This is a genomic window from Candidatus Desulfofervidus auxilii, assembly GCA_030262725.1.
GTDB lineage: Bacteria > Desulfobacterota > Desulfofervidia > Desulfofervidales > Desulfofervidaceae > JAJSZS01.
This window is the reverse complement of sequence record JAJSZS010000001.1, coordinates 201,897-226,650: the sequence shown is the minus strand read 5'-3', so window position 1 is coordinate 226,650 and position 24,754 is coordinate 201,897. Positions and strand designations below refer to the sequence as shown.

The following is a 24,754-nucleotide window of genomic DNA, read 5'->3' as shown; positions in this document are numbered from 1 at the left end:
AATCCTTGCCCATCCTCCTTTTGGGATTTATCCCTTGGCCTGGGTGGGTTTTCTACCTTTATTTTTTTCTATAAGAGAAACAACACCAAATAGAGCTTTTTTAAAAGGATTTATAACAGGTAGTATATTTTTTTTAGGAATCTTATATTGGATTGTTTATGCAGTAGTATGTTATGGTAATATTTCTATTTTTTTGGCTATTTTTTTACTTTTTTTACTTATTTTTTATCTTTCTCTTTATTTTGCTATTTTTTGCTATATTTTACGTATCTTACCTTGGGAACATCCCCCATTAATAGCAGCTATTTGGGTAGGTTTAGAATATATTAGAGGACATCTCTTTACTGGTTTTCCCTGGATGTTATTAGGTGATTCTCAATATCGCTGGTTAACTTTTATTCAAATAGCTGAAATTGGTGGAGTTTATTTAATCTCTTTCTTAATCATGTGGGGAAATGCCTCTATTTTTTATTTCATCCTCAAAAAGGATAAAAAAGCAAATTTTATCTTTTTTATTATAGTTTTTGTCCTTGCTCTTTTTTATGGTCATAATCGCCTTATTTTTTGGCAAAAAATTTCTTTTAAAAAACCTCATCTAAAACTTGCCCTTATTCAGGGCAATATAAATCAAGCTCAAAAATGGGATCCAAAATTTCAAACAGAGACAATAAAAATATACAAAAAATTAACAAAAAAAGTGACACAAAAATCTATCGATTTAATAATTTGGCCTGAAACTGCTTTACCTTTTTACTTACAAGAATTATCTCCTTTTAGAGAAGAAATTTTAAATTTAGCTCGCACAATAAATACCCCTATTCTTACAGGTAGTCCTGCTTATGAATGGAAAGGCAAAAAAATTGTTTATTTTAATAGAGCTTATCTTATTGATAAAAATGGGAAAATTAAAGGATATTATGATAAAGTACATTTAGTACCTTTTGGCGAATATATACCATGTAGAAAATTATTTCCTTTTCTTTCAGCTATTGCTAGTAATATTGGTGATTTTACACCAGGAAAAGAAATGACTGTATTAAAAATTGATAACTATTTGTTTAGTGTGCTTATTTGTTTTGAAAGTATTTTTCCTGAATTGAGTCGAGAAGCTGTAAGAAAAGGAGCAGAATTCCTTGTTAATATTACTAATGATGCCTGGTTTGGTTATACAAGTGCTCCCTATCAACACCTTTTTATGCTTACTTTAAGAGCAATAGAAACACGTCGGGCTATTCCACGGGTTGCAAATACTGGTTTCACAGCCTTCATTGAACCTACTGGTCATATTTTGAAAAAAACAAAACTTTTTAAAAGAGATTATCTTATTGATAAAATACCAATTATACGTTATCAGACATTTTATGTTCGCCATGGTGATATTTTATGTTTTATTTCTCTTTTAATTTTGATTACTTTTACCCTTGCCTTTTCCTTAAAATAGATTATTTTAATAAAAAAGGCTAATGATGGAAGAAATTAGAGAAACTTTAAAAAATCTTCAAACTCGTTTTATAAAATTAGGGGAGTGTCTTTGACATCCCTATCAAAATATCCCGTCTTAAAGAGTTAGAAAAGACACTTCTTGAATATCAAGATTGGCAGTGTATTGAAAAAATAAAGCCTTTATTAAAAGAGAAAAGCCAACTTGAGGAACTAATAAGACAATGGCAGGAATATAAAAAGGCTATAGAAGACTTAAATATCCTTTATGAATTAGCTTGTGAAGAAAATGATATAGATACATTTAAGGAAATTGCTAATGAAATTGCTAAATGGGAAAGGAAAATAAAAAGATTAGAACTTCAATGGCTTTTGGATGATCCTAGTGATAAGCTTAATGCTATAATAGAAATTCATGCAGGTGCAGGTGGCACTGATGCTCAAGATTGGGCAGAAATGTTATTACGTATGTATGTTCGTTGGGCAGAAAAATCGGGATTTAAAACAAAAATTTTAGATATTACTAGAGGCGAAGAAGCAGGAATAAAAAGTGTTACTTTTCTTATTGAAGGCTCTTATGCTTATGGTCTTTTAAAAGGAGAAACAGGCATACATCGTCTTATTCGCATTTCCCCTTTTGATGCTAGTGGTCGTAGACATACGTCCTTTGCTGCTGTTTCAATTTATCCTCAAGTAGATGAGGAAATCCATATAGAAATTAAAGAAAATGATTTAAAAATTGAAACCTTTCGTTCAAGTGGAGCAGGTGGTCAACATGTTAATAAAGTAGAAACAGGTGTAAGAATCACACACATACCTACAGGTATAGTAGTACAGTGCCAAGATGAAAGATCTCAATATCGCAATAAAGAAATTGCTTTAATGATATTAAGATCTCGCCTTTATGATTTGGAGCGTCGCAAAAGGGAAGAAAAGAAAAAAGAAATTTATGCTCAACAAAAAGAAATTGCATGGGGTAATCAAATTCGCACCTATATTCTTCACCCACATCGCTTGGTCAAAGACCATCGCACTCAATTAGAAATTCCTCAAGCTGATATTGTTTTAGATGGAGAAATAGATAAATTTATTGAAGCATATATTTTATATACTAAGAGAAAATAAAAAAGGCCTGCTAAAAGCAGGCCTTTTAGGCATAGTTTGACTTTAAAGCCGCACTACTTTTGAAGCTTGTAATCCTTTAGCTGTTTCCACTACTTCAAATTCAACTTCTTGACCTTCTTTTAATGTCTTATAACCTTCCCCTACAATAGCAGAAAAATGTACAAATACATCTGATCCATCTTCCCGTTGAATAAAACCATAACCCTTACTGTCATTAAACCACTTAACCTTACCTCTAAACTTCATTTAAAAAACCTCCTAAAAAATAAAAAATCAGCTATTTACTAGCTTCCCTTCTCTAGCATGGCTATAATATTTTGTCAACAAGCAATTTCCACTTGCCAGAAAAGGATAACAGGATTATTATAATGATGGAGGTAATTATTATGGAATTTAAAGATAGTGAATTACCATCTCAAAAAGAATTGGAAAAGGAACTTAATGAGTATCTTGCTCGCAAATATGGACATAGAGTAAGGGTTATTTCTGCCCCCTTTTTTCAGCCTAAGCCAGAAAGAAAAGAAGAAAAATCTTCTGCTAAACGTATCCTTTCTAAAATTAATTTTGATTTAAAGCCTGAAGAACTTATTGCATATTTAGATCAATATGTAGTAAAACAAGATGAAGCAAAAGCTATCCTTGCCACAAAGATTTGTACTCATTTTAATCGTATTAAATATTGGCTGACACATCGGGAAAATGCTTGGCAAAAGATTCATTATATAAAAAATAATATCTTGATGATTGGACCTACTGGGGTAGGAAAAACATTTATGATTAAACTTATTGCTCAAAAACTTGGAGTACCTTTTGTTAAAGGAGATGCAACCAAATTTAGTGAAACAGGCTATGTTGGTGGAGACGTAGAAGATTTGGTAAGAGAACTTGTTCATCAAGCAGATGATGACATTGAAATTGCTCAATTTGGCATCATTTATATTGATGAAATAGATAAGATTGCTTCAAGTGGTGAGATTGTTGGGCCAGATGTCTCTCGTACTGGTGTCCAACGTGCCCTTTTAAAACCCATGGAAGAAACTGAGGTTGATTTAAAAACTCCATTTGACCCAATTGCCCAATTAGAGGCAATAGAACATTATCGTCGCACTGGGAAAAAAGAGCGACGTATAATAAATACAAGACATATTCTTTTTATAATGAGTGGTGCCTTTAATAACTTAGAAGAGATTATTAAACAGCGTCTCCATCAGCAGGGGATGGGATTTGGTGCAAAAATTACTACAAAAAAAGAAATACATAGTTATCTTCCCTATGTAAAGCCAGAAGATTTAATTAAATATGGATTTGAATCTGAATTTATTGGTCGCCTACCAGTAATTGCTGTATTTGAAGATTTAAATACAGAAGACCTTTATCAAATTTTAAAGAATCCAAATAGTGTAGTAATTAATGCTAAAAAACAGGATTTTAGAGCTTATGGCATTGATCTTGTGTTTGAAGATGATGCTTTACACATTTTGGCAGAAAAGGCTTCAGAAGAAGGAACAGGTGCAAGAGGATTAGTAAGTGTGTTAGAAAAAACCCTTTTACCTTTTGAAAAAACTTTACCTTCTACTGATATTAAAAGGTTAGTAGTAACAAAAGAATTGGTTTTAAATCCAAAAGAAACATTAAAGAAAATTCTAGAAGGTAGTATTGATCTAGTAAGTGAAAAACGATTTGAAAAAGCTTTAAAAGAAGAAAAAAAATATCTTAGAGAAATTGTCATAAATAAAGGAAAGGCTTTAGCTAAACAATATGATCTTCATTTAACACCTAAAAGAATTGAACTCATTGTTAATGCTTATGATAAATTTGATTATGATCTTACCTATGGTTTTCAAGAGATGGCCAGATGGATAAAAGAAGTAACCACATTTTTTGAAACATTTTATGAAGAAACTGGTCTTAAATGCCATCTTTCTGAAGAAGCAATAGATGAGCTTCTTTCTCATGTAATTATTCAAGAAAAAGATATTGTTAATATTTGCCGAGAAATTGCACAAAATTTGGAATTTGGTTTAAAACTTGTAAAAGAAAAAACAGGGCAATCAATTTTTGAGCTTACTGCCCAATCATTAAAAGATCCAGAAGGTTATATTCGTCAACTTATTCGAAGATCCTATGAAGGATATTCCTAAAGAAGAAGGCTATCAGGAATTTGAAGCTGCCACACTTTATTGTCCTTATTGCAGGCAAACAGTGCCTGTAAGGAAAAAACTGCTTCTTATTCTTCCTGAAGGGGAGAAATATGATTATTGCTGCTCACGCTGTGGAAAGCCTATTGGATCAAAAATTAATAGCAAACGCCAAATTTTCTTCAAATGATGGAGACATTATATTACCCCTATCTATATCCAAAAGAAAAAACTGCTTATGCTATAGCTGCCTGTTTTGGTAAGCTTTATTCATTAACTCCACTTGCTTTGCGCCCTCATTTTTCTATACCTGCCCAAAAATTTCTTGATCCTCTTCCCACAGATTGGAAGGAATCTTTTAGATCACTTTTATATCAATATCGTTTATTTACACAAATCTATACAGATAGAAGCTTTCTTGAATATTTAAAATTTGTACCCCCTCAATCAGATGATGAGGAAAAAACATCTGTTCTTATCAATCTTTTAAAAGGAAAAGATATTAAAAAAATATCAGAAATACCAAAGGAAGTTATTAGTGCTCTTTTTCTATATTTAGCTGAACAATATCGTCAAAATATTTTTGAAATTTATCAAAGAATAAAACGTATTATAATTCAAGAAGAGGCTTTAAAAGAAATTTTTGATGCTAAAGAAGAGATAAAAATACCTGATTTTATTAATCCACGTCTTGATTACACTCATCCTGATGAAGGATTAAATGAATTTTTAGATAAAATTTTAAAAGCTTTTTCTTACTTATTACCTGAAAAGGAATTTCCTATTTTTGTTACAGATGATGAAGTAGTCCACCAATATGTAAAAGAAAAATTAAAAGAATTACCATTTTTTTCTTACACTTTATATTTTGATCCTTCAAAAAAAATGGCTGATTTATGGCCAAAATTAATAGAACTTCCTAAAGAAAATATTTCCTCACATCTTAATAATTTACTTGCTCTATATCAAAAACCTTCAAATGACTCATTTTCTATTGAAATTCTCTTTTTTCCTTCCTTTTCTGCAAAGGAGATTTTCTTAAAAGTATTGACAAAGATTGAATTAAAAACAAAAAATAAAAATGCCATTTTTGCCTATTGGAGATAATTATGCCTTTTAGAGTAGAAGTAGGTTTTAAGCCTGGTATTAAAGATGCTTTAGGAGAAAAAATAACTAAGAAAATTCGTAATTTTCTTGGTATTCCTGTTGAGGAAGTAAAAACAGTATTTGTTTATACAGTAGATGCAGATTTAACAAGAGAAGAAATAGAAATTATAGCTAATGGTCCATTTTCTGATCCTATTATTCAAAATTATTCTATTGACCGACCTTTAATAACAGATTTCGATTGGATGATAGAAATAGGGTTTAAACCTGGTGTCACAGATAATGTAGGAAAAACAGCAAAGGAGGCAATTGAATGGCGTCTTTCTCGTTCTTTAAAGCCTGAAGAAGGAGTATACACTTCTACACTTTATCTTTTAAAAGGAAATTTAACTGAAAAAGATACAGAGAGAATAGCTGTTGAACTTTTGGCTAATACCTTAATACATCGTTATCGTATTGTTTCTAGAGAAAAATGGGATGGTAGTGTATGGTTATATATACCTAAAGTTATTTTACCTAAAGAACCAGAAGTAAAAAAATATAATTTAAATCTTATGTCTGATGAAGAATTAATAGCCTTAAGTAAAAATCGACTTTTAGCATTAGATTTAAAAGAAATGAAAACCATAAGTGAATATTTTGCTCAAACTGAAGTAATTGCTGAAAGAAAAAAGGTTGGGTTAGATGAACGGATAACTGATGTAGAATTGGAATCCATTGCACAAACTTGGTCAGAACATTGCAAACATAAGATTTTTAATGGAATTATTCATTATACTGATGAAAATGGCAAAACTATAATTATTGATAGTCTTTTTGATACTTATATTCGCCGGTCTACAGAAGAAATTAGGAAGGCTAAAGGAGAAAAAGATTTTTGCCTTTCTGTTTTTAAAGACAATGCTGGGGTAATCAAATTTAATGATGAATGGAATTTAGTATTTAAAGTAGAAACCCATAATTCACCTTCAGCCCTTGATCCATATGGCGGTGCATTAACTGGAATTGTTGGAGTAAACAGGGATCCATTTGGGACTGGTAAAGGAGCAAAATTAATTTTTAATACTGATGTTTTTTGTTTTGCCTCTCCATTTTATGATAAGCCATTACCACCGCGCATCCTTCATCCACGTAGAATTTTTGAGGGAGTAAGAGAGGGAGTAGAGCATGGTGGAAATAAAAGTGGGATTCCTACTGTTAATGGCTGTATTGTATTTGACAATCGTTATCTTGGTAAACCCCTTGTCTATTGTGGTACAGGTGGGATTATGCCTGCTAAAATTAATAATGAGCCAAGCTATATGAAACAGGCAAAACCTGGTGATTTAATTGTTATGGTAGGTGGTCGTATTGGCAAAGATGGTATTCATGGAGCAACATTTTCTTCAGAAGAATTACATGAAGGATCGCCAGTAACTGCAGTACAAATTGGTGATCCAATAACTCAGAAAAAGATGTTTGATTTCCTCCTTATTGCACGTGATAGAGGTTGGTATAATTCTATTACAGATAATGGAGCAGGTGGGCTTTCTTGCTCTGTAGGTGAAATGGCAAAAGAATCAGGAGGAGCTGAATTATATTTAGATAAAGCCCCATTAAAATATGCAGGACTTGACCCTTGGGAGATTTTTGTTTCAGAATCTCAAGAAAGAATGACACTTGCAGTACCACCTGAACATATTGAAGAGTTTCTTACTTTAGCAAAAAAAATGGATGTAGAAGCAACTGTTCTTGGAAAATTCACTGATACAGGTAAATTTCATGTTCTTTATAAAGGAAAAACTGTACTTTATTTAGATATGCATTTTTTCCATAATGGTGTTCCTAAAAAAGAGATGGTTGCTCGTTGGAAACCACCTAAACATCCTGAACCAGATTTTCCTTGCCCAAAAGATTTAACAGAAACTCTAAAAGTTATGCTTGGTCGATTAAATATTTGCAGTAAAGAAGGTGTTGTAAGACAATATGACCATGAAGTCCAAGGTGGTAGTGTTTTAAAACCTCTTGTTGGAAAATATAATGATGGCCCATCAGATGCTGCTGTTATTAGACCACTATTAGAAAGCTATGAAGGAATAGTAATATCAAATGGTATATGTCCACGTTATAGTGATATAGATACTTACCATATGACTGCTTGCGCTTTAGATGAAGCCATCCGTAATGCCATCTGTGTTGGTGGTGATTTGAATCACATGGCTACTTTAGATAATTTCTGTTGGTGTGATCCAATTTTGTCAGAAAAAACGCCTGATGGAGATTATAAACTTGCTCAACTTGTTAGAGCTAATCAAGCCCTTTATGATTATACTACTGCTTATGGTGTACCATGCATTTCTGGTAAGGATAGTATGAAAAATGATTATCGTATTGGAGATATAAAAATCTCTATTCCTCCAACTATTTTGTTCTCTGTTATTGCACGTATAGAAGATGTACGTAAAGTAGTAAGTATGGATGTAAAAAGACCAGGAGACTTAATCTATATTTTAGGTATGACATATGATGAATTAGGAGGCAGTGAATATTTTGCTGAACATGGTTTTATTGGTAATAATGTTCCTAAAGTAAATGCTAAAACAGCAAAAAGACTTTATTTGAATTTACATGATGCTATTATGGAAAAAATTATTGCCAGTTGCCATGATTGTTCAGATGGTGGTTTAGGTGTTGCTTTAGCTGAAAGTGCCTTTGCAGGTGGTTTAGGTATGGAAATAGATTTAAGAAATGTGCCTTATGAAGGAGAAAAAAGAAACGATTATATTCTTTTTTCTGAATCCCAAAGCAGATTTATTGTAACTATTCATCCAGAATATAAAGAAGCATTTGAAAGTTTTATGACAGATTGTGTTTTTGCACAAATTGGACAAGTACGTGATGATGAACAATTTATTGTTAAGGGAATTAATGGAGAAACAATAATAAAAACAGATATTTATGTTTTAAAAGAAGCTTGGAAAAATACATTAAAAGAAATTGGTTAATTTATTTAGATAATGGTCCTAATTCATCTACTATCATTGCTAAAGCAAAACTTAAAAGAGTAGGAGCAATCCAGTCAAATTCTTCCTTTTCCTTTTCTGATAAAGCTTGTCTTATTTTTTCAACTAAAATTTTAAATTCCTTACATTCATCAAAACTAAAAACTTTTTGAGTAGCTATTTTATTTAGATAAAATTCTATTTTTTCCTTTTCATCTTTTCTTAAATTTTGTTTTGTTTTTTCCAAAAATTGATTAAACTTTCTTAAATGCAATTTCATTTTACTTCAAAACCATATTTTTTTAATAATTCTTTCAATTTATCAAGACCAAGAGGTTTACTTAAAACATCATCAATTTTATGTGCTTGAATTTCTTCTAAAGACACAGCTGCTCCCCAACCTGTAAGAAGGATTATAGGTATTTCAGGAGTAATTTCTTTTATTTTCTCTGCAAGTTCAAAACCACTCATTTCAGGCATACCTAAGTCGGTAATAACCAACCCTATTTCATCTTTAAATTTTTTCATTAATTCAATTGCTTTATATGGTATTTCAACACCAAAATTTTCTATACCAAGATTTGTTAAAATTTCACGTAAGATTGTGAGAATTTCTACTTCATCATCTACTACTAAAACCTTTTTCTTCCGTAGAGAAGAAGATTTGATAACCTCTTCTTTTTTCTTCAAACTAACAATAAGATTAGGATCAATAATAGGTAAATAAACATAAAAAGTTGCTCCTTTTCCTTCCTTACTTTCCACTTTAATATCACCACCATGAGCTCGAACAATTCCTAAACTTACTGCTAATCCTAAACCACTTCCTTTCTCACCTTTTGTACTGAAAAATGGTTCAAAAATTTTTGGCATAATAGTTTCAGGAATACCTTGCCCATTGTCTTTGATCATTACACAATTCATTTTATTTTCTTGCCAAGTTTTGATAAAAATTTCTCCTTTCTCTGGAATAGCTTCAACAGCATTTTTGATTAAATTTATAAAAACTTCTTTTAATTCCACCGGAGTACCTGCTATTGGTCCTACATTACCATATTCTTCAATAACATTAATCTCCCTTCCCTCTCTTCGAGCTTGTGTACGCCAGAAAGGTTTAGTTAAAAGCACTGTTTCTTTTAAAAGCTTATTTAAATCAGAAATGACTTCTGCTGTTTGTAATCTTTTATGAGCATATGCATAAAGTCGCCTTACAATACCTTCCCCTTCCTCTGCCACATTCAATGCTTTTTCCAAATAGCTTTTAGCTTTAATTGAATTTTTTTCTAAAAAGAAATTTACTAATTCTAAATTACCCATAATCATCATTAATAGATTGTTTATATCATGCGCAACCCCAGCAGCCATTTCACCTAAAACAGCAATTCTATCCTGTTCACGCAATTTTTCTTCTAGAGCCTTTCTTTGAGTAATATCATAGATAAACCCAAGAATAGCTGTTTCTCTTTTAAATCTTGTTGCTTGAAGAAAAAGATCAACAAAAATAGTATGCTTTTCTTTAGGAAAAAATCTCATTTCTCGGTAAAAAACACTTTGTTGATTAAGACAATCTTGAAACAATTTTTGCAAAGCCGCACGTTCGGTTGGAGAACACATTGATTTAAAATTAAGTTTTAAAAGTTCTTCTTCACTATAACCACTAATTTCTTTAAATTTTTCATTAAACATCAAAAATTCTCCTGTTGGCTGGATGATAAAAATGCCCATTAATTGTGTTTCAAAAATTTGGCGATATTGTTCTTCACTTTCTATTAAATCCTGTGTACGTTTTATCACCAATTCTTCTAATTGTTCTGTGTATTCTTCTAAAGTCTTTTCTAATTTAACTTGACGTGTGATATCATTAAAATCTATGGCTACATAAGTAGGATTTCCTTTAGCATCTTTAAGCACAGAAAAAACCACCCGGGTCCAAAAAGTTTCTCCTTGGGCTGTCTCAAAACAATAACGAGGGAGTTCATAATCTTTCCCTTTCTTTATACTATTCAACATTTCTCTATGCCAAAGAGGCATTTCTCCTCGGTGAAAATCAGGCGAAATAGCACAAAGCTTTTCTCCTTCTTTTACTTTATTACTTAAATAACGCTTAAATGCAGGATTAGCATAAATAATCCGACCATTTAAATCGGTAATAACAAAAGGATCTATAAGGCTTTTAATAGCTTGATAATAAGGAGAAACAAATTTTATAGTAGAAGTATAAAATCGATTAATGGTAAACAATAATAAAGCTAAAAAGGTAATTATAAGAAAAGCAGAAATCATACCACCTTTAATCAAAGGATAAAGATAAGTTTTTCTTAAATTTTTAGGATAAGAATAAACAAAAACCCATCGTGTTTTATCTGGAAAATAAAAAGCTGTATAAACTAATCGAGAATCATAACCATCACAACTTCCCTTTTCTTCTTTTAATATCTGCTCAATAACAATATTTATTTTGTCTTGATGTGCTGATGGAATATCTTTAAATATTTTTTTGAACGGTTGATGGCAAAAAGAAGAATCTGTGTGATAAATAATGATCCCTTTTTCATCTATAATGAAAAAGGAAGCAGGTATAAAGTTTTTCAAATAACTTAAATATTTTTCTAAAATATTTTTTATATCAATGAATCCAACAAAAGCCCCAATATAATTATTTAATGTAGGCCAAAAAACAGGTGCAATAATAACAAAAAAAGGGGTATTTAAAAAGGAAATATCTTTTGAAAAAAATAAAAAATTACTTAAGTAAAATGTCACCTTTTTAGTTTTATAAGCATTTTGAACATAGGTTATAAATTTCTCTGTTTGAGATAGCTCTTTTAAAGGTAAGGTAAAATTATATTGCCCATAAAATTTAAGTATGTTTTTTTTATTAAAGAAAAAGGCAACTTTTAAAGGTAAAGCAGACAAATGTCTTTGGGCAATAAAGTCAAAGTATTCAAAAGGTGAGTATGTAGAAGGTAAAGAGCCAAAATAATTTTCAAAAAAAAGGATAGCGCTATTTATTTCTTCATAGAGAAAAGCCTGTAATTTTTCCAATTCATAATTAAATTGTAAATCTAATTGATACTCTACTTCTTTTAAACCTTTTTGATAATAATAAAATTGGCTTAAAATAAACAAAATTAAGCTTAATAAAATAAAGATATAAATCCAAACTGAAATATTAATATTAGAAATTTTTTTCATCAAAATAATATAGCTAATATCTGAAAATCATGTAAAATTTTTATTAGCAAAAATCTTTTTAAAAAGCAACTATTTTCTTGCAGAAAAGAAACATTATGTGTATAAGTTAATATGCTTTCCTCTAAAGTAACTAAAGCCCTTATAAATATTGTAGGTAGAGATTTTTTTTCTGATGAAAAAGAAGATCTTTTATCTTATGCATATGATGCTACACAAGAGAAAAAAATGCCAGAAGCAGTAGTTTTTCCTGGATCAGCTGAAGAAATTTCAGCTATTATTAAATTAGCCAATAAATATCATTTTCCTGTAATCCCTAGAGGAGCTGGAACAGGAATGGCTGGAGGAGCAGTACCTTTAAAAGGAGGGGTAGTAATTGTTTTAAGCCGTTTAAATCGTATTTTAAAAATTGATGAAAAAAATTTTTATGTATGGGTAGAACCAGGTGTCATTACAGGAGAATTACAACAAGCAGTAGCTGAAAAAGGGCTTTTTTATCCTCCTGATCCTGCTAGTCTTTCTTTTTCTACTATCGGAGGAAATATAGCTACCTGTGCTGGAGGAGCAAGGGCAGTAAAATATGGTGTAACTCGAGACTATGTTTTAGCTTTGGAGATTGTATTACCTACAGGTGAAATTATTCATACAGGACGCAAAACTATCAAGGGAGTAAGTGGATATGATATTACATCTTTTTTTGTTGGCTCAGAAGGCACACTTGGAATCTTTACTAAAATTTTGTTGCGTTTACTACCATTTCCTCCTGCAAAAGGCACAATATTGTTAAATTTAGAAAAACTTAAAGTCTTACCTCATTTATTGATGAGGCTTTTACATTTACCAGAACGTCTCACAGCTATAGAGTTTATGGATGATTTATGCCGAGAATGTATAAAAGATAAATTTCCTTTTGATTTACCACCAGGAGAGGGTTTATTGCTTTTAGAAGTAGATGGAAGTGAAAAAGTTGTCAATATTATGTTAGAAAACATTATTACCATAGCAAATGAATTAAAAGTGGAAGTGATTAAAAAAGAAAAAAAAGAAAAAAGTGAATTATGGGAAATAAGACGAGCTATTTCACCAATTTTATTTCAACTTGGAGAAAAAAAAGCAAGTTATGATATTGTTGTACCATATAGCCATATTTTTTCTATGATAAAGAAAATTAAGATGTTACGAAAAGAATATAAAATACATATTTTGTGTTTTGGTCATATTGGTGATGGCAATCTCCATGTAAATATTTTATATTCTTCTAAAGAAAAAAATAAAGCAGAAACTATAGCTAAAGAGATTATAAAAAATACTTTAAATTTTGGTGGTACTATTACCGGAGAACATGGTATTGGCTATAAAAAAGCAGCATTCCTACCTTGGGAAATAGAACCAAATACTCTTCATTTAATGAAACGATTAAAGCATACCTTAGATCCAAATAATATTCTTAACCCAGGAAAAATTTTTACAATTTAGACCGATAGGGATTGATTGTAAGTACTGGACAAGATGCTCCTTTTACTACCCTTTCAGCTACACTACCAAAAATAATTTTATCTAAACCTTTACGACCATGAGTACCCATTAAAATTAAATCAATATTTTCTTTTTCAGCAAAATTTAAAATTTCTGTAGCAGCATCACCAATCAAAACATGGAATTTAACTTGAAAATCTTTAAAATGTTCTTCAACAAAATCTTTCATTCTTTTTTCTGCGCCTTTAATAATCTCTTCTTCAAACTTTTTAATAGAAGTATGAGGTACATAAAAACCGCCAAAATAATCAAGGCTTCTTACAACATAGAGGAGATGAACCTTAACTTGAAGTTTCTCAGCAAAATATTTAGCATAAGGAACAAGCACTATACTTACTTCAGAAAAGTCAATAGGTACTAACATTTTTTTAAATTCTTTCACTCTTATCTCCTCCATCTTTTTTGATGCTATCACTAACCCTATAAACTGTCAACTAAATTGCAAAAAATTTCTTGACAAAATGTCTAGTCATTTTTATTATTTATCTCAAAAAAAGAAAGGAGGTGAAATGATAATGCGCTATGTAAAGGTAATAGCAGTTGTTTTAATGGTAATGTTTTTGGGAGCAATTTATAAAGTAGCGATTAGTGGTGATGTTCCTGCTACAATCACTATTAAAGATGAGGCTTTTGGTAAGCTTAAGAAAGCAGCTGTGGAATTTACACATGAAAAACATTTTAAAGAACACAAAATCGCCTGTACTGAGTGTCATCATGTTTACAAAGAAGGGAAGAATGTATGGAAAGAGGGTGATCCGGTAAAGAAGTGTTCAGAATGCCATAAGCCAGCTGCAGCAGAAAAAGATGCTCTTAGTTTCTGTAAAAAGACTTATCCTAAAGGTAAGGCGCCTGGTCTCAAGTGTGCTTATCATATGAATTGTGTTGGCTGTCATAAAGCAGAAAAGAAAGCTGGAAAAAAACCACCTACAAGCTGTAGCAAATGTCATCCTAAAAAACACTAATTTTGTAGATACGGGGAGGTTTTTACCTCCCCGTCTTATTCTTCTTTTAACTTAATAGCCTTTAAATTATAGGCTATAATAATTGTTCTTGCTTTAGAAAATAAAGTAGTTTTTCTATGTTTTACAACTGTAAAAATTAATTCAGTCTCACCATCATTATCAAAATCAGCTAAAGTACAATCAGTAATGCAACCATCAATTTCTGGAGAACGCCATTTTATTTTCATTCCTAATCCATCCCAAACAAGTACTCTTAATTCTCCACTCTTAAAACTTTTATAATTTTTTACAATTCGACCAAACCGTGAATGATTTTGATAAAAAATTATTTCATAGGGTGGTTTTTGATCAAGTTCTGTAATAAGCATCCGACCTGGAATATATATCCTTTCTAATCGAGGATTAAACGCATCCTCATCTATAGGCTTGCCTTCTAAGTAATAAAAAGAGCCATTATAATGCTCACCACTTTTCCATTCTTTGTTTCCTGTTTTTGTAAGCAAAACAAGATAATCCTCTTCATCAAGCATCAAAATATCCTCAACTTCATCACCAGTTAAATCCGCAAAAATACAATTATAAATTTGAACATCTTTTAAGGAAGATACTCTCTCTTTAACATCAAATCCATTGCCATTCCAAGTTAAACGGAAGATACCCTCTTTAAATGGAACTTCAATACCTCCTTTTTGTCCCAAAATTGCTTTTTTACCATCTGGGTATGTTTGCACACGAAGATACCAAGGAATGTCTTTTGCTAATGGCTCAAGTTTACCATTTTGCCAGCTATAAATAATTGACATTACTCTCTTTCTTATCACATTACTAATTAATAATTCTTCTTTACCATCATTATTAAGGTCATATAAATCTACATTTACAAAAAAGATATGTGGAGATCCTTCTTTTTTCTTAATAAGCAAAAGCCTTTCATCTTTAAATTGGTAGATCCAAATATCATTATCATCAATTAAAATTACCTCATTGTAACCATCACCATTTACATCACCAACAGCCAATCCTTTTGCTTCTAAAGGCATGGGATAACTATACCATTTCTTCAATTTTATTTTTTTAGATAAAATCTTTGTTTCTTTAACAGGTGTAGATTGAGACTGAATAGGTTGTTTAGTTGTAACTACTTTTCGACCAAAAATAGCATTGTTAATTCTTGCTGCCAGGGAATCTATTTTAGAAATTAAATCACTTAAGTTATCACATTGCGCAAAAAATGGATAAACCTTTTTTGTAGCAAGGTCTAAAAAGTTTAAGTCTATGCTTGCTCCCTTTCCAAATATTGTTATGCTTCCATAAAGAACATAATCTACATTAAGCGCATCCCCTAATTGTTTTGCTTTTTCAATATTAGAGACATTTTTTATATTAAGTTGTTGCATAGTATTTTCTATTATTTCTCTTTCTAATACTTCCACTTTATTTTCCCAGAAAAGACGAGTAAAAAACATTGTATATATGCCATCTTTTAAATAATGAAATTCAAGAGGAGCATAAATAGCAAAAGGTGCAATAGCTATTTTTTGAGGAGCAGCAATAGCAAATAAAGGTAAAAAAATAAAAAATATCAAAATAAATAAAAGTTTTCTCATCTAATCCTCCTTTTTTACTTTAAAGGCTAATGCAAAATAAAAACGATGTTCATCTATAAAATTTTTAAGAGAAAAACCGAATTTTTTAAGAAATTTTCTCAATTCTTCTTTTTCTGGTAAAGAATTGATAGGAAAAGGAAGAATCTTCTTCAAATTATTCACAAATGCTTTCCCCTCTGGATGGCTAATAATTATACGACCATTGTCTTTTAATATACGATATAAGTTTTTCAAAGCACCTGGTTTATCACCAATATTTGGCCAAACAGCATTTAAAAAAGCAACATCAATATATGCATTAGGTAAATGTAAGTCTCTGATATCCATAAGATATGTTTCTACTTCAGGAAACTGCTGCTTTAAATAATTCAACATACGTTTAGAAAGATCACAGGCAATAATTTTTTTAGGTTTATATTTCAAAAAATATGGAATTAAAACACCAGTACCTGCACCTACATCTAAAATAACTTCATCCTGAACAATATTAGCAAAGGCAACAATTTTTTCAAGATTTTTTTTAATTTCTAAAGGTAAAGGTTGGGTAAAAAATTCCATTACATTATTAAAAAACTCACTTTGTTTCTGATTATAAATTTTGAGATCTAAATCTTTTAAGAAATCATTAGACATATTTAATAGCTAAAAGTTTACCTTCACTCATTTCTTCCATAGCATAACGTATACCTTCTCTTCCCAAACCAGAAAGTTTAACTCCTCCATATGGCATAGGATCACTTCGATAAGTAGGTATATCGTTAATAATAACACCACCTACATCTAAATGATTATAAGCATAAAAAACCTCTTCTAATTTATCAGTAAAAATGCCTGTTTGAAGACCATAAACAGAATTGTTTACCATAGCAACAGCATCATTAAATTTTTCAAATGACTCTACAGTTACTACTGGGCCAAAGATTTCTTTAGCATTTACCTTCATTTCTGGACGTGTATTAGTTAAAACTGTTGGATAAATAAGATTATCTTTTCTTTCACCTCCTATTAATAATTTTGCACCACCTTCTATTGCTTCTTTTATCCATGACTCTACCCTATCAGCTGCTGATTTATTAATAAGAGGTCCTACTAATACATCTTCATCAAATGGATCCCCAGTTTTGACATCTTCTACTTTTTTCAGAAAATCATTAAGAAATTCTTTATACAAATCTTTTCTAACAAATATACGTTGAATAGAAATACATACCTGACCTGCTTGATAAAATGCTCCAAAAATAGCTCTTTCTAATAAAAATTCCTTTAAACGTAAAGATGATATAACTAAAGCAGCATTACCACCAAGTTCTAACACTACACGTTTTCTCCCTGCTATGTTTTTTAAATACCATCCTACTTCAGGACTACCTGTAAAAGTCAACATAACAAGGCGATCATCTTTTACCATCTTTTCAGCTATATCTGTTGAGCAAGGTAAAATACTTATTGTTCCTTCTGGTAAATCTGTTTTAGCTATTATTTCTCCCAAAATTAAAGCAGCAGTAGGAGTGGCAGAAGAAGGTTTAATAATAATAGGATTACCTACTGCTAAAGCAGGTGCTACTTTATGAGCAACGAGATTTAAAGGGAAATTGAAAGGAGTAATACCAAGCATAGGCCCAATGGGAAATCGCCTATAAATACCCAATCGATTTTCTCCCAATTTATCTAAATCTAAAGGGACAATCTCACCACCAAAACGCTTTGCTTCTTCTGCAGCATATTTGAACAAATCAATACATCGATTTACTTCAATCCTTGCTAATGAAATGGGCTTACCTGCTTCTTTAGTTATAGTTTGTGCTAATTCCTCTGCTTTTTCTTTTACTCCTTCACTAATTTGAAAAAGAGCATTTGCTTTGATATAAGCAGGCATATGTTTTAATATAGAAAAAGCCTTTTGTGCGGCTAAAATTGCTTCTTCTATTTCTTTTTCAGTAGCTAAACATACTTCACTTACAGGTTGATGAGTATAAGGAGAATATACAGTAAGTCTTTTTTCTGTATAAACAGTTTTTTGACCTAAGATAATTGGATAGACACTCATTTTATACTCCTAAAATATAAACTAAGCCTCTGGTCAAAACACCAAAGAAAAAGGCAATAAGAGTAGTGAAAATTAAAGCAAAAATTGTTTTTTTTGCTCCGATTTCCTGCCATAATGCAGCTATTGTAGCTAAACAAGGTATATAAAAAACAACAAAGATAGTAAAAGTTAATATTTGTCCTTTTGTCATAACAGTTAATAATTCTTGTGTACCAAGTGCCTGTAAAAGCATAATTAATGAAAGTTCTTTTCTCAATATTCCAAAGATTAAGGTTGTACCTATAACCTCTGGCAAACCTAAAATTAAAGTAATAGGAAGACAAAAAGTATTTATAATTTTATCTAAATGAAAAAATTGTAAAATACTTAAAATAACACTACCAACAACAAGTATAGGCCAGGCAATAACAATAAATTCTTTTAATCTATACCAAGACTTTATTGCAATGGATTTGAAAGAAGGAATATGATATTTTGGTACTTCAAGAAGTAAACCTGGTGTAACTTCAGGATAAAGATGAGTTAAAATTTTACCACTAAGACCAACAATAAGTATATTTAAAATATAAATTCCAAAAGCATAATTTGGACCAAGATAATAAGATACAAGACCAAGAATAATTACTGTACGGGCAGAGCAAGGAATGAAAGTAGAAAGAATAGCAGTAATGAATCTATCTCTTTCTGATTCAAGCACACGTGTAGCCATAACTGCTGGCACACTACAACCATAACCTAAAAGAAGAGGAATTATTGATTTCCCATGAAGCCCAATACGGTGCATAAAAGAATCAAGAAGAAAAGCTACTCTAGGCAAATATCCAGAATCTTCAAGTAATGCTAAACCAATGAAAAATGGCACTAAATAAGGCAAAACAATAGCGACCCCTCCAGCAATTCCTTGTATTGCACCTTCTATAACAACATAAGAGAAAGAAGAATTAAAAAAAGATTGCATTTTAATAAGAAGAGAATCAAATATTTTCATCAAAGGTTCTTCAATATAACTACCAATTTTAAAAACAAGATTAAAAAAACCATAAAAAATTGCTACTAAAAATACATAACCCCATATACGATGCATAAGTACATCATCTATCTTATCCCGAATATCTGGTTTTGGAGTACGAAGGATCTTAGCTACTTTTTCATAAATATGCATAGCTAAACCATGACGTTCAGAAGATATGACTACATCTGATGGACGACCATGTGTCTCTTCAAGTTGCTTTTGGGCTTGTTTTAAATAAGAAGAAAGAGATAAATGAAAATTTAAAACTATCTTTTCAAGTTCAGGATCTTTTTCTAAAAGTTTTAAAGCTAAAAAACGAGGAGGAATGTGCATTTTTTTAGCTATATCTCTTACTTTTTTCATAAATGCTACTACCACTTTTTCCACATCTTTACTTAAAATAGGAGGAGAACCAACAATATTCCTTTCATAGGCTTTAATTGCTATTCGCAAAAGTTCTGTTAAACCTTGACCTGTATAAGCAATTGTTTTTATAACAGGCACTCCTAAAATATTGGCTAATTGTTTTTCATCTATATGGATACCTTTACGTTCTGCCTCATCAATCATATTCAAGGCTATTACCATTGGTTTACATAACTCTAATAATTCTAATGTAAGCTCCAAACTCCGACCAAGGATTGAAGCATCTAAAACATTAACAATAACATCTACTTTTTGTGTTAAAAGATAACGCCTGGCCTCTTGTTCAGCAGCATCAGTAGAAATAAGAGAATAAGTACCTGGTAAATCTACACATTCACAAAGATAACCATTAATATAAAGTTTACTAACTGTGTATTTAACAGTAGTTCCAGGAAAATTAGCAGTAACGGCTTTGTAACCACTTATATAATTAAAGATAGTGCTTTTACCACAATTTGGCTGACCTACTAATACTATTCTCAAGTTACCTCCTCCACTATAATTTTACTTGCCATTCCCCTACCAAGCATAACTCTTGCACCATTGACCTCTACAAGTATAGGCCCTGCAAATGGGGCACTTCTTATTACCTTTATTACATCTCCAGGATACACTCCTAACTCTGCTAAGCATTGACGACATCTTACGCCACCTTCTACCATTATTATTCGCACTTTCTTACCAGGAAGAACCATATTTAATGTAATAGGCATACTACCTCCTTAACCAGAGACCATTTTAATCTTTTTTCTAAAACTCTGTATTATTTCTTTATAATTTCCTTTACCAAAGATAGCTGAACCAGCTACAAAGACATTTGCTCCTGCTTTAGCTACAGCTGAAATGGTTTTTTCATTAATCCCACCATCTACTTCTAAATCTATTTTTAGTTGATTTTCCTCAATCCACCTTCGCACTGTTTGTATACGATCTAAGGCTTGAGATATAAATTCTTGTCCACCAAATCCTGGATTAACACTCATAATAAGCACTAAATCCACTTCTTTTAATATAGGTTCTAAAAAACAAAGAGGTGTAGCAGGATTTAAAGCCACACCAGCTTTTTTCCCAAAATAGCGAATAAATTGCAAGGTGCGATGTAAATGAATACATGTTTCTACATGAACAGTAAGAATATCAGCTCCTGCTTTAACAAATTCTTCTATATATCTTTCTGGCTTTTCTATCATTAAGTGAACATCTAAAGGTAACTTCGTAACTTGACGTAAGCAAGCTATTACAGGTGGGCCAATAGTTAAATTAGGTACAAAATGCCCATCCATTACATCTATGTGAATCCAATCTGCTCCCGCTTTTTCTACTGCCTTTATCTCTACTGCTAAATTAGCAAAGTCTGCTGAAAGAATAGATGGAGCAATTTTAAATTTTTTAGACATATTCCCCCCTTGAATGCTCTTTTTTATAAGGGATTTTTTCAATCGTCAACCTTCCGCAAACGGGCAGCAAAAAAACCTTCAAGATTATGAAGATGAGGTAAAGTTTGAAAAAAACAATTTTTACAAAATTGGGCATATTGAGGGAATAAAAATGCAATATCTTCTAAACAAAAATTAGGAAACATTTTTAAAAATGCTTTTATTACATCTTCATTTTCTTCTTTAGTTAAAGTGCAAGTAACATAAAGAAGTATACCATTTTTTTTCAAATAAAATGGAATGCTTTTTAAAAGAAGAAGTTGTAATTGAGAAAGTCTTTTAATATCTTCTTCTTTTTTTCTCCATTTTAAATCTACATTTTTTCTTAAGACCCCTAATCCAGAACAGGGTGCATCTATAAGAATACGGTCAAAATAGTTTTTGGGAAATGAAGTAATATTTTTTTCTAAAAATCCTGGTTTTACTATAGTATTTTTTATTTCAAATTTTTTTAAATTTTGATAGAGACGTTGTACTCTTTCCTTATTTGGTTCAATGGCATAAATTCTCCCTTTATTTTGCATCAATTGTGCAATATGAGTAGTTTTTCCACCTACTCCAGCACAACCATCTAATATTATCTCATCAGACTTAGGAGAAAGAAGATGAGTGATAATCTGAGATACTTCTGATTGTGGAAAAAACAATCCTTCTTTAAAACCTGGCAATTCTGATAAAGAACAAGGTAATTTCCCTAAAATCAGTCCTTCGGGAGTAAAACGAGTTTCATTTGCTTTTAAATTTATAGACAAAAATTTTTTCTTTAATTCTTCTCTTGTAATCTTTAATGTATTTGTGCGAATAACAATAGGAGAAGTCATATTGTTGAATTTACATATAGAGATAGTATTTTCCTCTCCAAAGTGTTTAAGCCAATATTTAACCATCCATTCAGGATGTGCATATTTTAATGAAATAAAAGAAACTTTATCATCTGGAAATTTTATTTTATCTTTTTCCCTAACTACCCTTCTTAAAATAGCATTAATAAATCCTATTACCCAAGGAGGAAGTTCTTTTTTTGCTATTTCTACTGTTTCATAAACAGCTACCCATGGAGGAATTCCATCAAGATAATACAATTGATAAATACCAAGTCGCAAAAGAGATCGCACTTTAATGCTTATCTTCTTAGGTTTAACATGTGAAAATTGGTCAATAATATAATCTAATTGATTTAACCAACGCAATACTCCATAGAACAATTCAGTAAGAAATGCCCTTTCATGTTGAGATATATTTTTATAGCGATATAAAAGAGTTTGTTCTAATAAAGCATCTGCTTGCTTTTTCTTCCTTTCCCAATCAACAAGAAGTTTAAAAGCAACAAGACGCACATTCATAAATTTAAATTAAGTCCAAAAATAAATGTTGACAATATTCAACTTGACGATTAAAGAAGAAATGGTTAGATAAATTAAGAAAATTGTTAAAGGAGGTGAAAATGGTGAAAGAACCTTTAGAAATTAGATGCCAGTGGTGTGGAGATGTAATTAGACCTGGACAGAGATTTGCTAAGACAAAAAAACCTGTGCATTCTTTAAGAGGAATGATGAAAATGATTTTATGTGAAAAATGTGGGAGAGAAAGAGAAAAGAAAGAAGCAGATATTGATTGGGATGTAATGGATGAAGACGGAAAAGCAATAGATATAGATTCTTACTGGGTTAATGTATCAATTAGTACATAAATAAAAATTTTGTCCTGCACCTAAAAAGGTGCAGGACTTTTTATTCAATGTAATAGTCAAGTCCTAAATGTGTAATTTGTTCTTCTTCCATTAAGAAACGTAGAGTATTTTTTAATTTCATTAATTGAATGAAAAGATCATGTTCAGGATAAAGTCCTTTTTTATACATAGGACTTTTAAAGTAAAAGGAAAGCCATTCTTGAATACCATAAAGACCTGCACGTTGAGCAAAATCAGTAAATAAAGCGAGATCTAATACCACCGGGGCAGCAAGGATACTATCTCGACATAAGAAATTAATTTTAATTTGCATTTCATAGCCTAACCAGCCAAAAATATCTATACAATCCCATGCTTCTTTATTATCTCCCCGAGGTGGATAGAAATTAATACGTACTTTATGATAAATATTACCATAAAGTTCAGGATAAATATGAGGTTGTAAAATATATTCTAGAGGAGAAAGTTTACTAACAGCTTTAGTCTTATATGATGCCTCATCATCCAAAACCAGACCATCACGATTACCTAAAATATTTGTTGAAAACCAACCTGTAAGACCTAATAATCTAGCTTTTAGACCTGGTGCAATAATGGTTTTAAGTAGAGTCTGACCTGTTTTAAAATCTTTACCAGCAATAGGCACTTCATATTTTTCTGCCAATTCTATCATAGCTGGAATATCTACTGTTAGATTAGGTGCACCATTAATGAATGGAATACCACTAGTAATAGCTGCATAAGCATAAAGCATACTTGGTGCAATATTGACATCATTGCGTTTTAAACCTTCTTCAAATTCTTTAAGAGATTGGTGAACCTCTTGTGGTTTTAAATAAGCTTCTGTACTCCCACACCACACCATTACACAACGATCCAACTGATGTTTTTGTTTAAAATCTTCAATATCTGCTTTTAAGGCTTCAATTAAATCCATATAATTTTTTTCTTTTTTTACATATTCACCTTTTAAATTATGCACAAATTCTTGTTTAAAAACTGCTGGATAGGGCTTAATATTAATCAGAAAATCTTTTAAATCTTCTACAAGCTGCCTTTCTAAAACCTTTGCTTTTAAGCAAGCATCATAAAGATTATCTTCAAAAATATCCCAACCACCAAATACAAGGTCTTCAAGACGGGCTAAGGGAATAAATTCTTTTATTTTAGGCACTCGATGCTCATCTCTTCTTCCCAAACGGATAGTGCCCATCTCAGCCAGAGAACCAATTGGTAAAGCCATTCCTCTTCTTACAGCTTCCACCCCGGCAATAAAAGTAGTACTTACTGCCCCGGCTAAGCCAGGTAATAATACTCCCAAACGCCCTTTTGCTGGTAAGATCTTGTCCTTCTTACGAATTTTTTCCTCCTTCAATGCCCTTCCCTCCTTTCTTTTATAAATAAGAATTTAACTTAGTTATAAACTCTCCTTCTTTCCATTGAATTAGAATATATCCTTGGTCAATAGTACCAGGATTAATAATAAGAGTATTTCCTATTTTATCAATATTGCGAGATTCGTGAATATGCCCTGTTAAACATAAGTCAGGTTGATATTTTTCTATAAATTCTCTTATTATTCGACTACCTACATGTTCACCCCTTCCTACAATATCTACCTTTGTTCCATAAGGTGGTGTATGAGAAACAAGAATTTTATGCGGTATATCTTTAATTTCTTCATAAGCTGCAAAAAGAAATGCAGCCAATTCTTCTTCTGAGTATTCAGTAGGAGTTCCAAAAGGAGTAGGAGAAGAACCACCTACACCAAAAATAGCTATTTCTTCGCTAAGTTTGTAACCATGACCATGTAAATTTATATTCAAATCACTAAAATAAGCATCCATTTCAAGTGTATCCATATTTCCTATTTGAGCTAAAATATTTTTATTATATTTTTTAACTCGATTTATCACTTCTTCTCCGATTTTTTTCCCTCCTCCATTACTTAAATCACCAGTGATAATAACCCAATCTGCTTGAGATAATTCTTTAATTTGATCAATATAACTTAGACGTCCATGAATATCACCAAAGGCGACAATTAACACCGCT

The 24,754-nt window shown here is 31.2% G+C and carries 22 protein-coding genes; 9 read left to right on the top strand and 13 right to left on the bottom strand.

Translation table 11 applies throughout. The annotated features are described in order from the left end of the window. Positions 1-43: 43 nt before the first annotated feature. Together lnt and prfB are read left to right on the top strand one after the other, a co-directional pair. Complete coding sequence (gene lnt / locus LWW95_01120) at positions 44-1,441, top strand: apolipoprotein N-acyltransferase (GenBank protein MDL1955643.1); 1,398 nt, start codon at positions 44-46, stop codon at positions 1,439-1,441. 22 nt (positions 1,442-1,463) lie between these two features. Then, positions 1,464-2,565, top strand: a protein-coding gene (gene prfB / locus LWW95_01115) for a peptide chain release factor 2 (GenBank protein ID MDL1955642.1) whose coding sequence is annotated in 2 segments (ribosomal slippage) — positions 1,464-1,532 and positions 1,534-2,565 — 1,101 coding nt in all. Because the reading frame shifts where the segments join, the coding sequence is not laid out codon by codon here. Positions 2,566-2,607: 42 nt separating this feature from the next. Here the strand turns inward: prfB and LWW95_01110 are convergent. Beyond that, positions 2,608-2,811 (bottom strand): cold-shock protein, encoded by a 204-nt coding sequence (locus tag LWW95_01110; protein MDL1955641.1) that lies wholly within the window; start codon positions 2,809-2,811, stop codon positions 2,608-2,610. A gap of 140 nt (positions 2,812-2,951) precedes the next feature. Between LWW95_01110 and LWW95_01105 the strand changes: the two genes are divergently transcribed. Genes LWW95_01105 through LWW95_01090 form a run of 4 tightly spaced genes read left to right on the top strand, consistent with a single transcriptional unit; the run spans position 2,952 to position 8,794 of the window. Next, positions 2,952-4,706: an AAA family ATPase gene (locus tag LWW95_01105; GenBank protein ID MDL1955640.1), complete on the top strand. Its 1,755-nt coding sequence runs from the start codon at positions 2,952-2,954 to the stop codon at positions 4,704-4,706. Then, a complete protein-coding gene (locus tag LWW95_01100; GenBank protein MDL1955639.1) occupies positions 4,690-4,893 on the top strand; it encodes a hypothetical protein in 204 nt (67 codons plus the stop codon). The genes LWW95_01105 and LWW95_01100 overlap by 17 nt, the downstream gene beginning before the upstream one ends. Continuing rightward, complete coding sequence (locus LWW95_01095) at positions 4,890-5,810, top strand: hypothetical protein (protein ID MDL1955638.1); 921 nt, start codon at positions 4,890-4,892, stop codon at positions 5,808-5,810. Before LWW95_01100 ends, LWW95_01095 begins: the two co-directional genes overlap by 4 nt. Positions 5,811-5,812: 2 nt before the next feature. Then, entirely contained in the window at positions 5,813-8,794 is a 2,982-nt protein-coding gene (locus LWW95_01090; GenBank protein ID MDL1955637.1) for a phosphoribosylformylglycinamidine synthase subunit PurS, read from the top strand. A 1-nt stretch (position 8,795) separates the two neighbouring features. Here LWW95_01090 and LWW95_01085 read toward each other — a convergent pair whose 3' ends face one another. Beyond that, positions 8,796-9,071, bottom strand: a complete 276-nt coding sequence (locus LWW95_01085; GenBank protein MDL1955636.1) for a hypothetical protein — start codon at positions 9,069-9,071, stop codon at positions 8,796-8,798. Next, a complete protein-coding gene (locus LWW95_01080; GenBank protein MDL1955635.1) occupies positions 9,068-11,986 on the bottom strand; it encodes a PAS domain S-box protein in 2,919 nt (972 codons plus the stop codon). The genes LWW95_01085 and LWW95_01080 overlap by 4 nt, the downstream gene beginning before the upstream one ends. A 111-nt stretch (positions 11,987-12,097) precedes the next feature. Between LWW95_01080 and LWW95_01075 the strand changes: the two genes are divergently transcribed. Continuing rightward, the gene (locus LWW95_01075; protein ID MDL1955634.1) at positions 12,098-13,459 is read left to right on the top strand and encodes an FAD-binding oxidoreductase; all 1,362 of its coding nucleotides are present in this window, start codon (positions 12,098-12,100) and stop codon (positions 13,457-13,459) included. Here LWW95_01075 and LWW95_01070 read toward each other — a convergent pair. After that, a complete protein-coding gene (locus LWW95_01070) occupies positions 13,449-13,916 on the bottom strand; it encodes a universal stress protein (protein MDL1955633.1) in 468 nt (155 codons plus the stop codon). The two genes, LWW95_01075 and LWW95_01070, sit on opposite strands and share 11 nt — an antisense overlap. Positions 13,917-14,028: 112 nt before the next feature. Between LWW95_01070 and LWW95_01065 the strand changes: the two genes are divergently transcribed. Then, positions 14,029-14,481, top strand: a complete 453-nt coding sequence (locus LWW95_01065) for a cytochrome c family protein (protein ID MDL1955632.1) — start codon at positions 14,029-14,031, stop codon at positions 14,479-14,481. Positions 14,482-14,516: 35 nt separating this feature from the next. Here the strand turns inward: LWW95_01065 and LWW95_01060 are convergent, their stop codons facing one another. The 7 genes from LWW95_01060 to rsmB all read right to left on the bottom strand — a co-directional run bounded on the left by LWW95_01060 (position 14,517) and on the right by rsmB (position 22,352). After that, positions 14,517-16,088, bottom strand: coding sequence for an FG-GAP-like repeat-containing protein (locus tag LWW95_01060; protein ID MDL1955631.1), 1,572 nt, complete (start codon positions 16,086-16,088; stop codon positions 14,517-14,519). Further along, positions 16,089-16,646: a class I SAM-dependent methyltransferase gene (locus tag LWW95_01055; protein MDL1955630.1), complete on the bottom strand. Its 558-nt coding sequence runs from the start codon at positions 16,644-16,646 to the stop codon at positions 16,089-16,091. It lies immediately after the preceding gene. Between the two features lie 67 nt (positions 16,647-16,713). After that, positions 16,714-18,135 carry an aldehyde dehydrogenase family protein gene (locus LWW95_01050; protein ID MDL1955629.1) on the bottom strand — a complete coding sequence of 474 codons (1,422 nt, stop codon included), beginning with the start codon at positions 18,133-18,135 and terminating at the stop codon, positions 16,714-16,716. A gap of 1 nt (position 18,136) precedes the next feature. Then, on the bottom strand, positions 18,137-20,056 hold the full coding sequence (gene feoB / locus LWW95_01045) for a ferrous iron transport protein B (GenBank protein MDL1955628.1): 1,920 nt from the start codon (positions 20,054-20,056) through the stop codon (positions 18,137-18,139). After that, positions 20,053-20,286: a ferrous iron transport protein A gene (locus LWW95_01040; GenBank protein ID MDL1955627.1), complete on the bottom strand. Its 234-nt coding sequence runs from the start codon at positions 20,284-20,286 to the stop codon at positions 20,053-20,055. Before LWW95_01040 ends, feoB begins: the two co-directional genes overlap by 4 nt. A gap of 9 nt (positions 20,287-20,295) precedes the next feature. Further along, entirely contained in the window at positions 20,296-20,970 is a 675-nt protein-coding gene (gene rpe / locus LWW95_01035) for a ribulose-phosphate 3-epimerase (GenBank protein ID MDL1955626.1), read from the bottom strand. 38 nt (positions 20,971-21,008) lie between these two features. Then, positions 21,009-22,352, bottom strand: a complete 1,344-nt coding sequence (gene rsmB / locus LWW95_01030; GenBank protein ID MDL1955625.1) for a 16S rRNA (cytosine(967)-C(5))-methyltransferase RsmB — start codon at positions 22,350-22,352, stop codon at positions 21,009-21,011. 101 nt (positions 22,353-22,453) lie between these two features. Between rsmB and LWW95_01025 the strand changes: the two genes are divergently transcribed. Beyond that, positions 22,454-22,699 (top strand): hypothetical protein, encoded by a 246-nt coding sequence (locus LWW95_01025; protein ID MDL1955624.1) that lies wholly within the window; start codon positions 22,454-22,456, stop codon positions 22,697-22,699. A gap of 40 nt (positions 22,700-22,739) precedes the next feature. Here LWW95_01025 and LWW95_01020 read toward each other — a convergent pair whose 3' ends face one another. Together LWW95_01020 and LWW95_01015 are read right to left on the bottom strand one after the other, a co-directional pair. After that, positions 22,740-24,074 (bottom strand): inositol-3-phosphate synthase, encoded by a 1,335-nt coding sequence (locus LWW95_01020; GenBank protein MDL1955623.1) that lies wholly within the window; start codon positions 24,072-24,074, stop codon positions 22,740-22,742. 19 nt (positions 24,075-24,093) lie between these two features. Continuing rightward, complete coding sequence (locus tag LWW95_01015) at positions 24,094-24,750, bottom strand: metallophosphoesterase (GenBank protein MDL1955622.1); 657 nt, start codon at positions 24,748-24,750, stop codon at positions 24,094-24,096. Positions 24,751-24,754: the final 4 nt, after the last annotated feature.

Coding starts and splice junctions, on each gene's coding strand:
- LWW95_01110 (MDL1955641.1), bottom strand. CDS start 2,811: ATGAAGTTTAGAGGTAAGGTTAAGTGGTTTAATGACAGTAAGGGTTAT.
- LWW95_01105 (MDL1955640.1), top strand. CDS start 2,952: ATGGAATTTAAAGATAGTGAATTACCATCTCAAAAAGAATTGGAAAAG.
- LWW95_01100 (MDL1955639.1), top strand. CDS start 4,690: ATGAAGGATATTCCTAAAGAAGAAGGCTATCAGGAATTTGAAGCTGCC.
- LWW95_01095 (MDL1955638.1), top strand. CDS start 4,890: ATGATGGAGACATTATATTACCCCTATCTATATCCAAAAGAAAAAACT.
- LWW95_01090 (MDL1955637.1), top strand. CDS start 5,813: ATGCCTTTTAGAGTAGAAGTAGGTTTTAAGCCTGGTATTAAAGATGCT.
- LWW95_01085 (MDL1955636.1), bottom strand. CDS start 9,071: ATGAAATTGCATTTAAGAAAGTTTAATCAATTTTTGGAAAAAACAAAA.
- LWW95_01080 (MDL1955635.1), bottom strand. CDS start 11,986: ATGAAAAAAATTTCTAATATTAATATTTCAGTTTGGATTTATATCTTT.
- LWW95_01075 (MDL1955634.1), top strand. CDS start 12,098: ATGCTTTCCTCTAAAGTAACTAAAGCCCTTATAAATATTGTAGGTAGA.
- LWW95_01070 (MDL1955633.1), bottom strand. CDS start 13,916: ATGGAGGAGATAAGAGTGAAAGAATTTAAAAAAATGTTAGTACCTATT.
- LWW95_01065 (MDL1955632.1), top strand. CDS start 14,029: ATGATAATGCGCTATGTAAAGGTAATAGCAGTTGTTTTAATGGTAATG.
- LWW95_01060 (MDL1955631.1), bottom strand. CDS start 16,088: ATGAGAAAACTTTTATTTATTTTGATATTTTTTATTTTTTTACCTTTA.
- LWW95_01055 (MDL1955630.1), bottom strand. CDS start 16,646: ATGGAATTTTTTACCCAACCTTTACCTTTAGAAATTAAAAAAAATCTT.
- LWW95_01050 (MDL1955629.1), bottom strand. CDS start 18,135: ATGAGTGTCTATCCAATTATCTTAGGTCAAAAAACTGTTTATACAGAA.
- LWW95_01040 (MDL1955627.1), bottom strand. CDS start 20,286: ATGCCTATTACATTAAATATGGTTCTTCCTGGTAAGAAAGTGCGAATA.
- rpe (MDL1955626.1), bottom strand. CDS start 20,970: ATGTCTAAAAAATTTAAAATTGCTCCATCTATTCTTTCAGCAGACTTT.
- rsmB (MDL1955625.1), bottom strand. CDS start 22,352: ATGAATGTGCGTCTTGTTGCTTTTAAACTTCTTGTTGATTGGGAAAGG.
- LWW95_01025 (MDL1955624.1), top strand. CDS start 22,454: ATGGTGAAAGAACCTTTAGAAATTAGATGCCAGTGGTGTGGAGATGTA.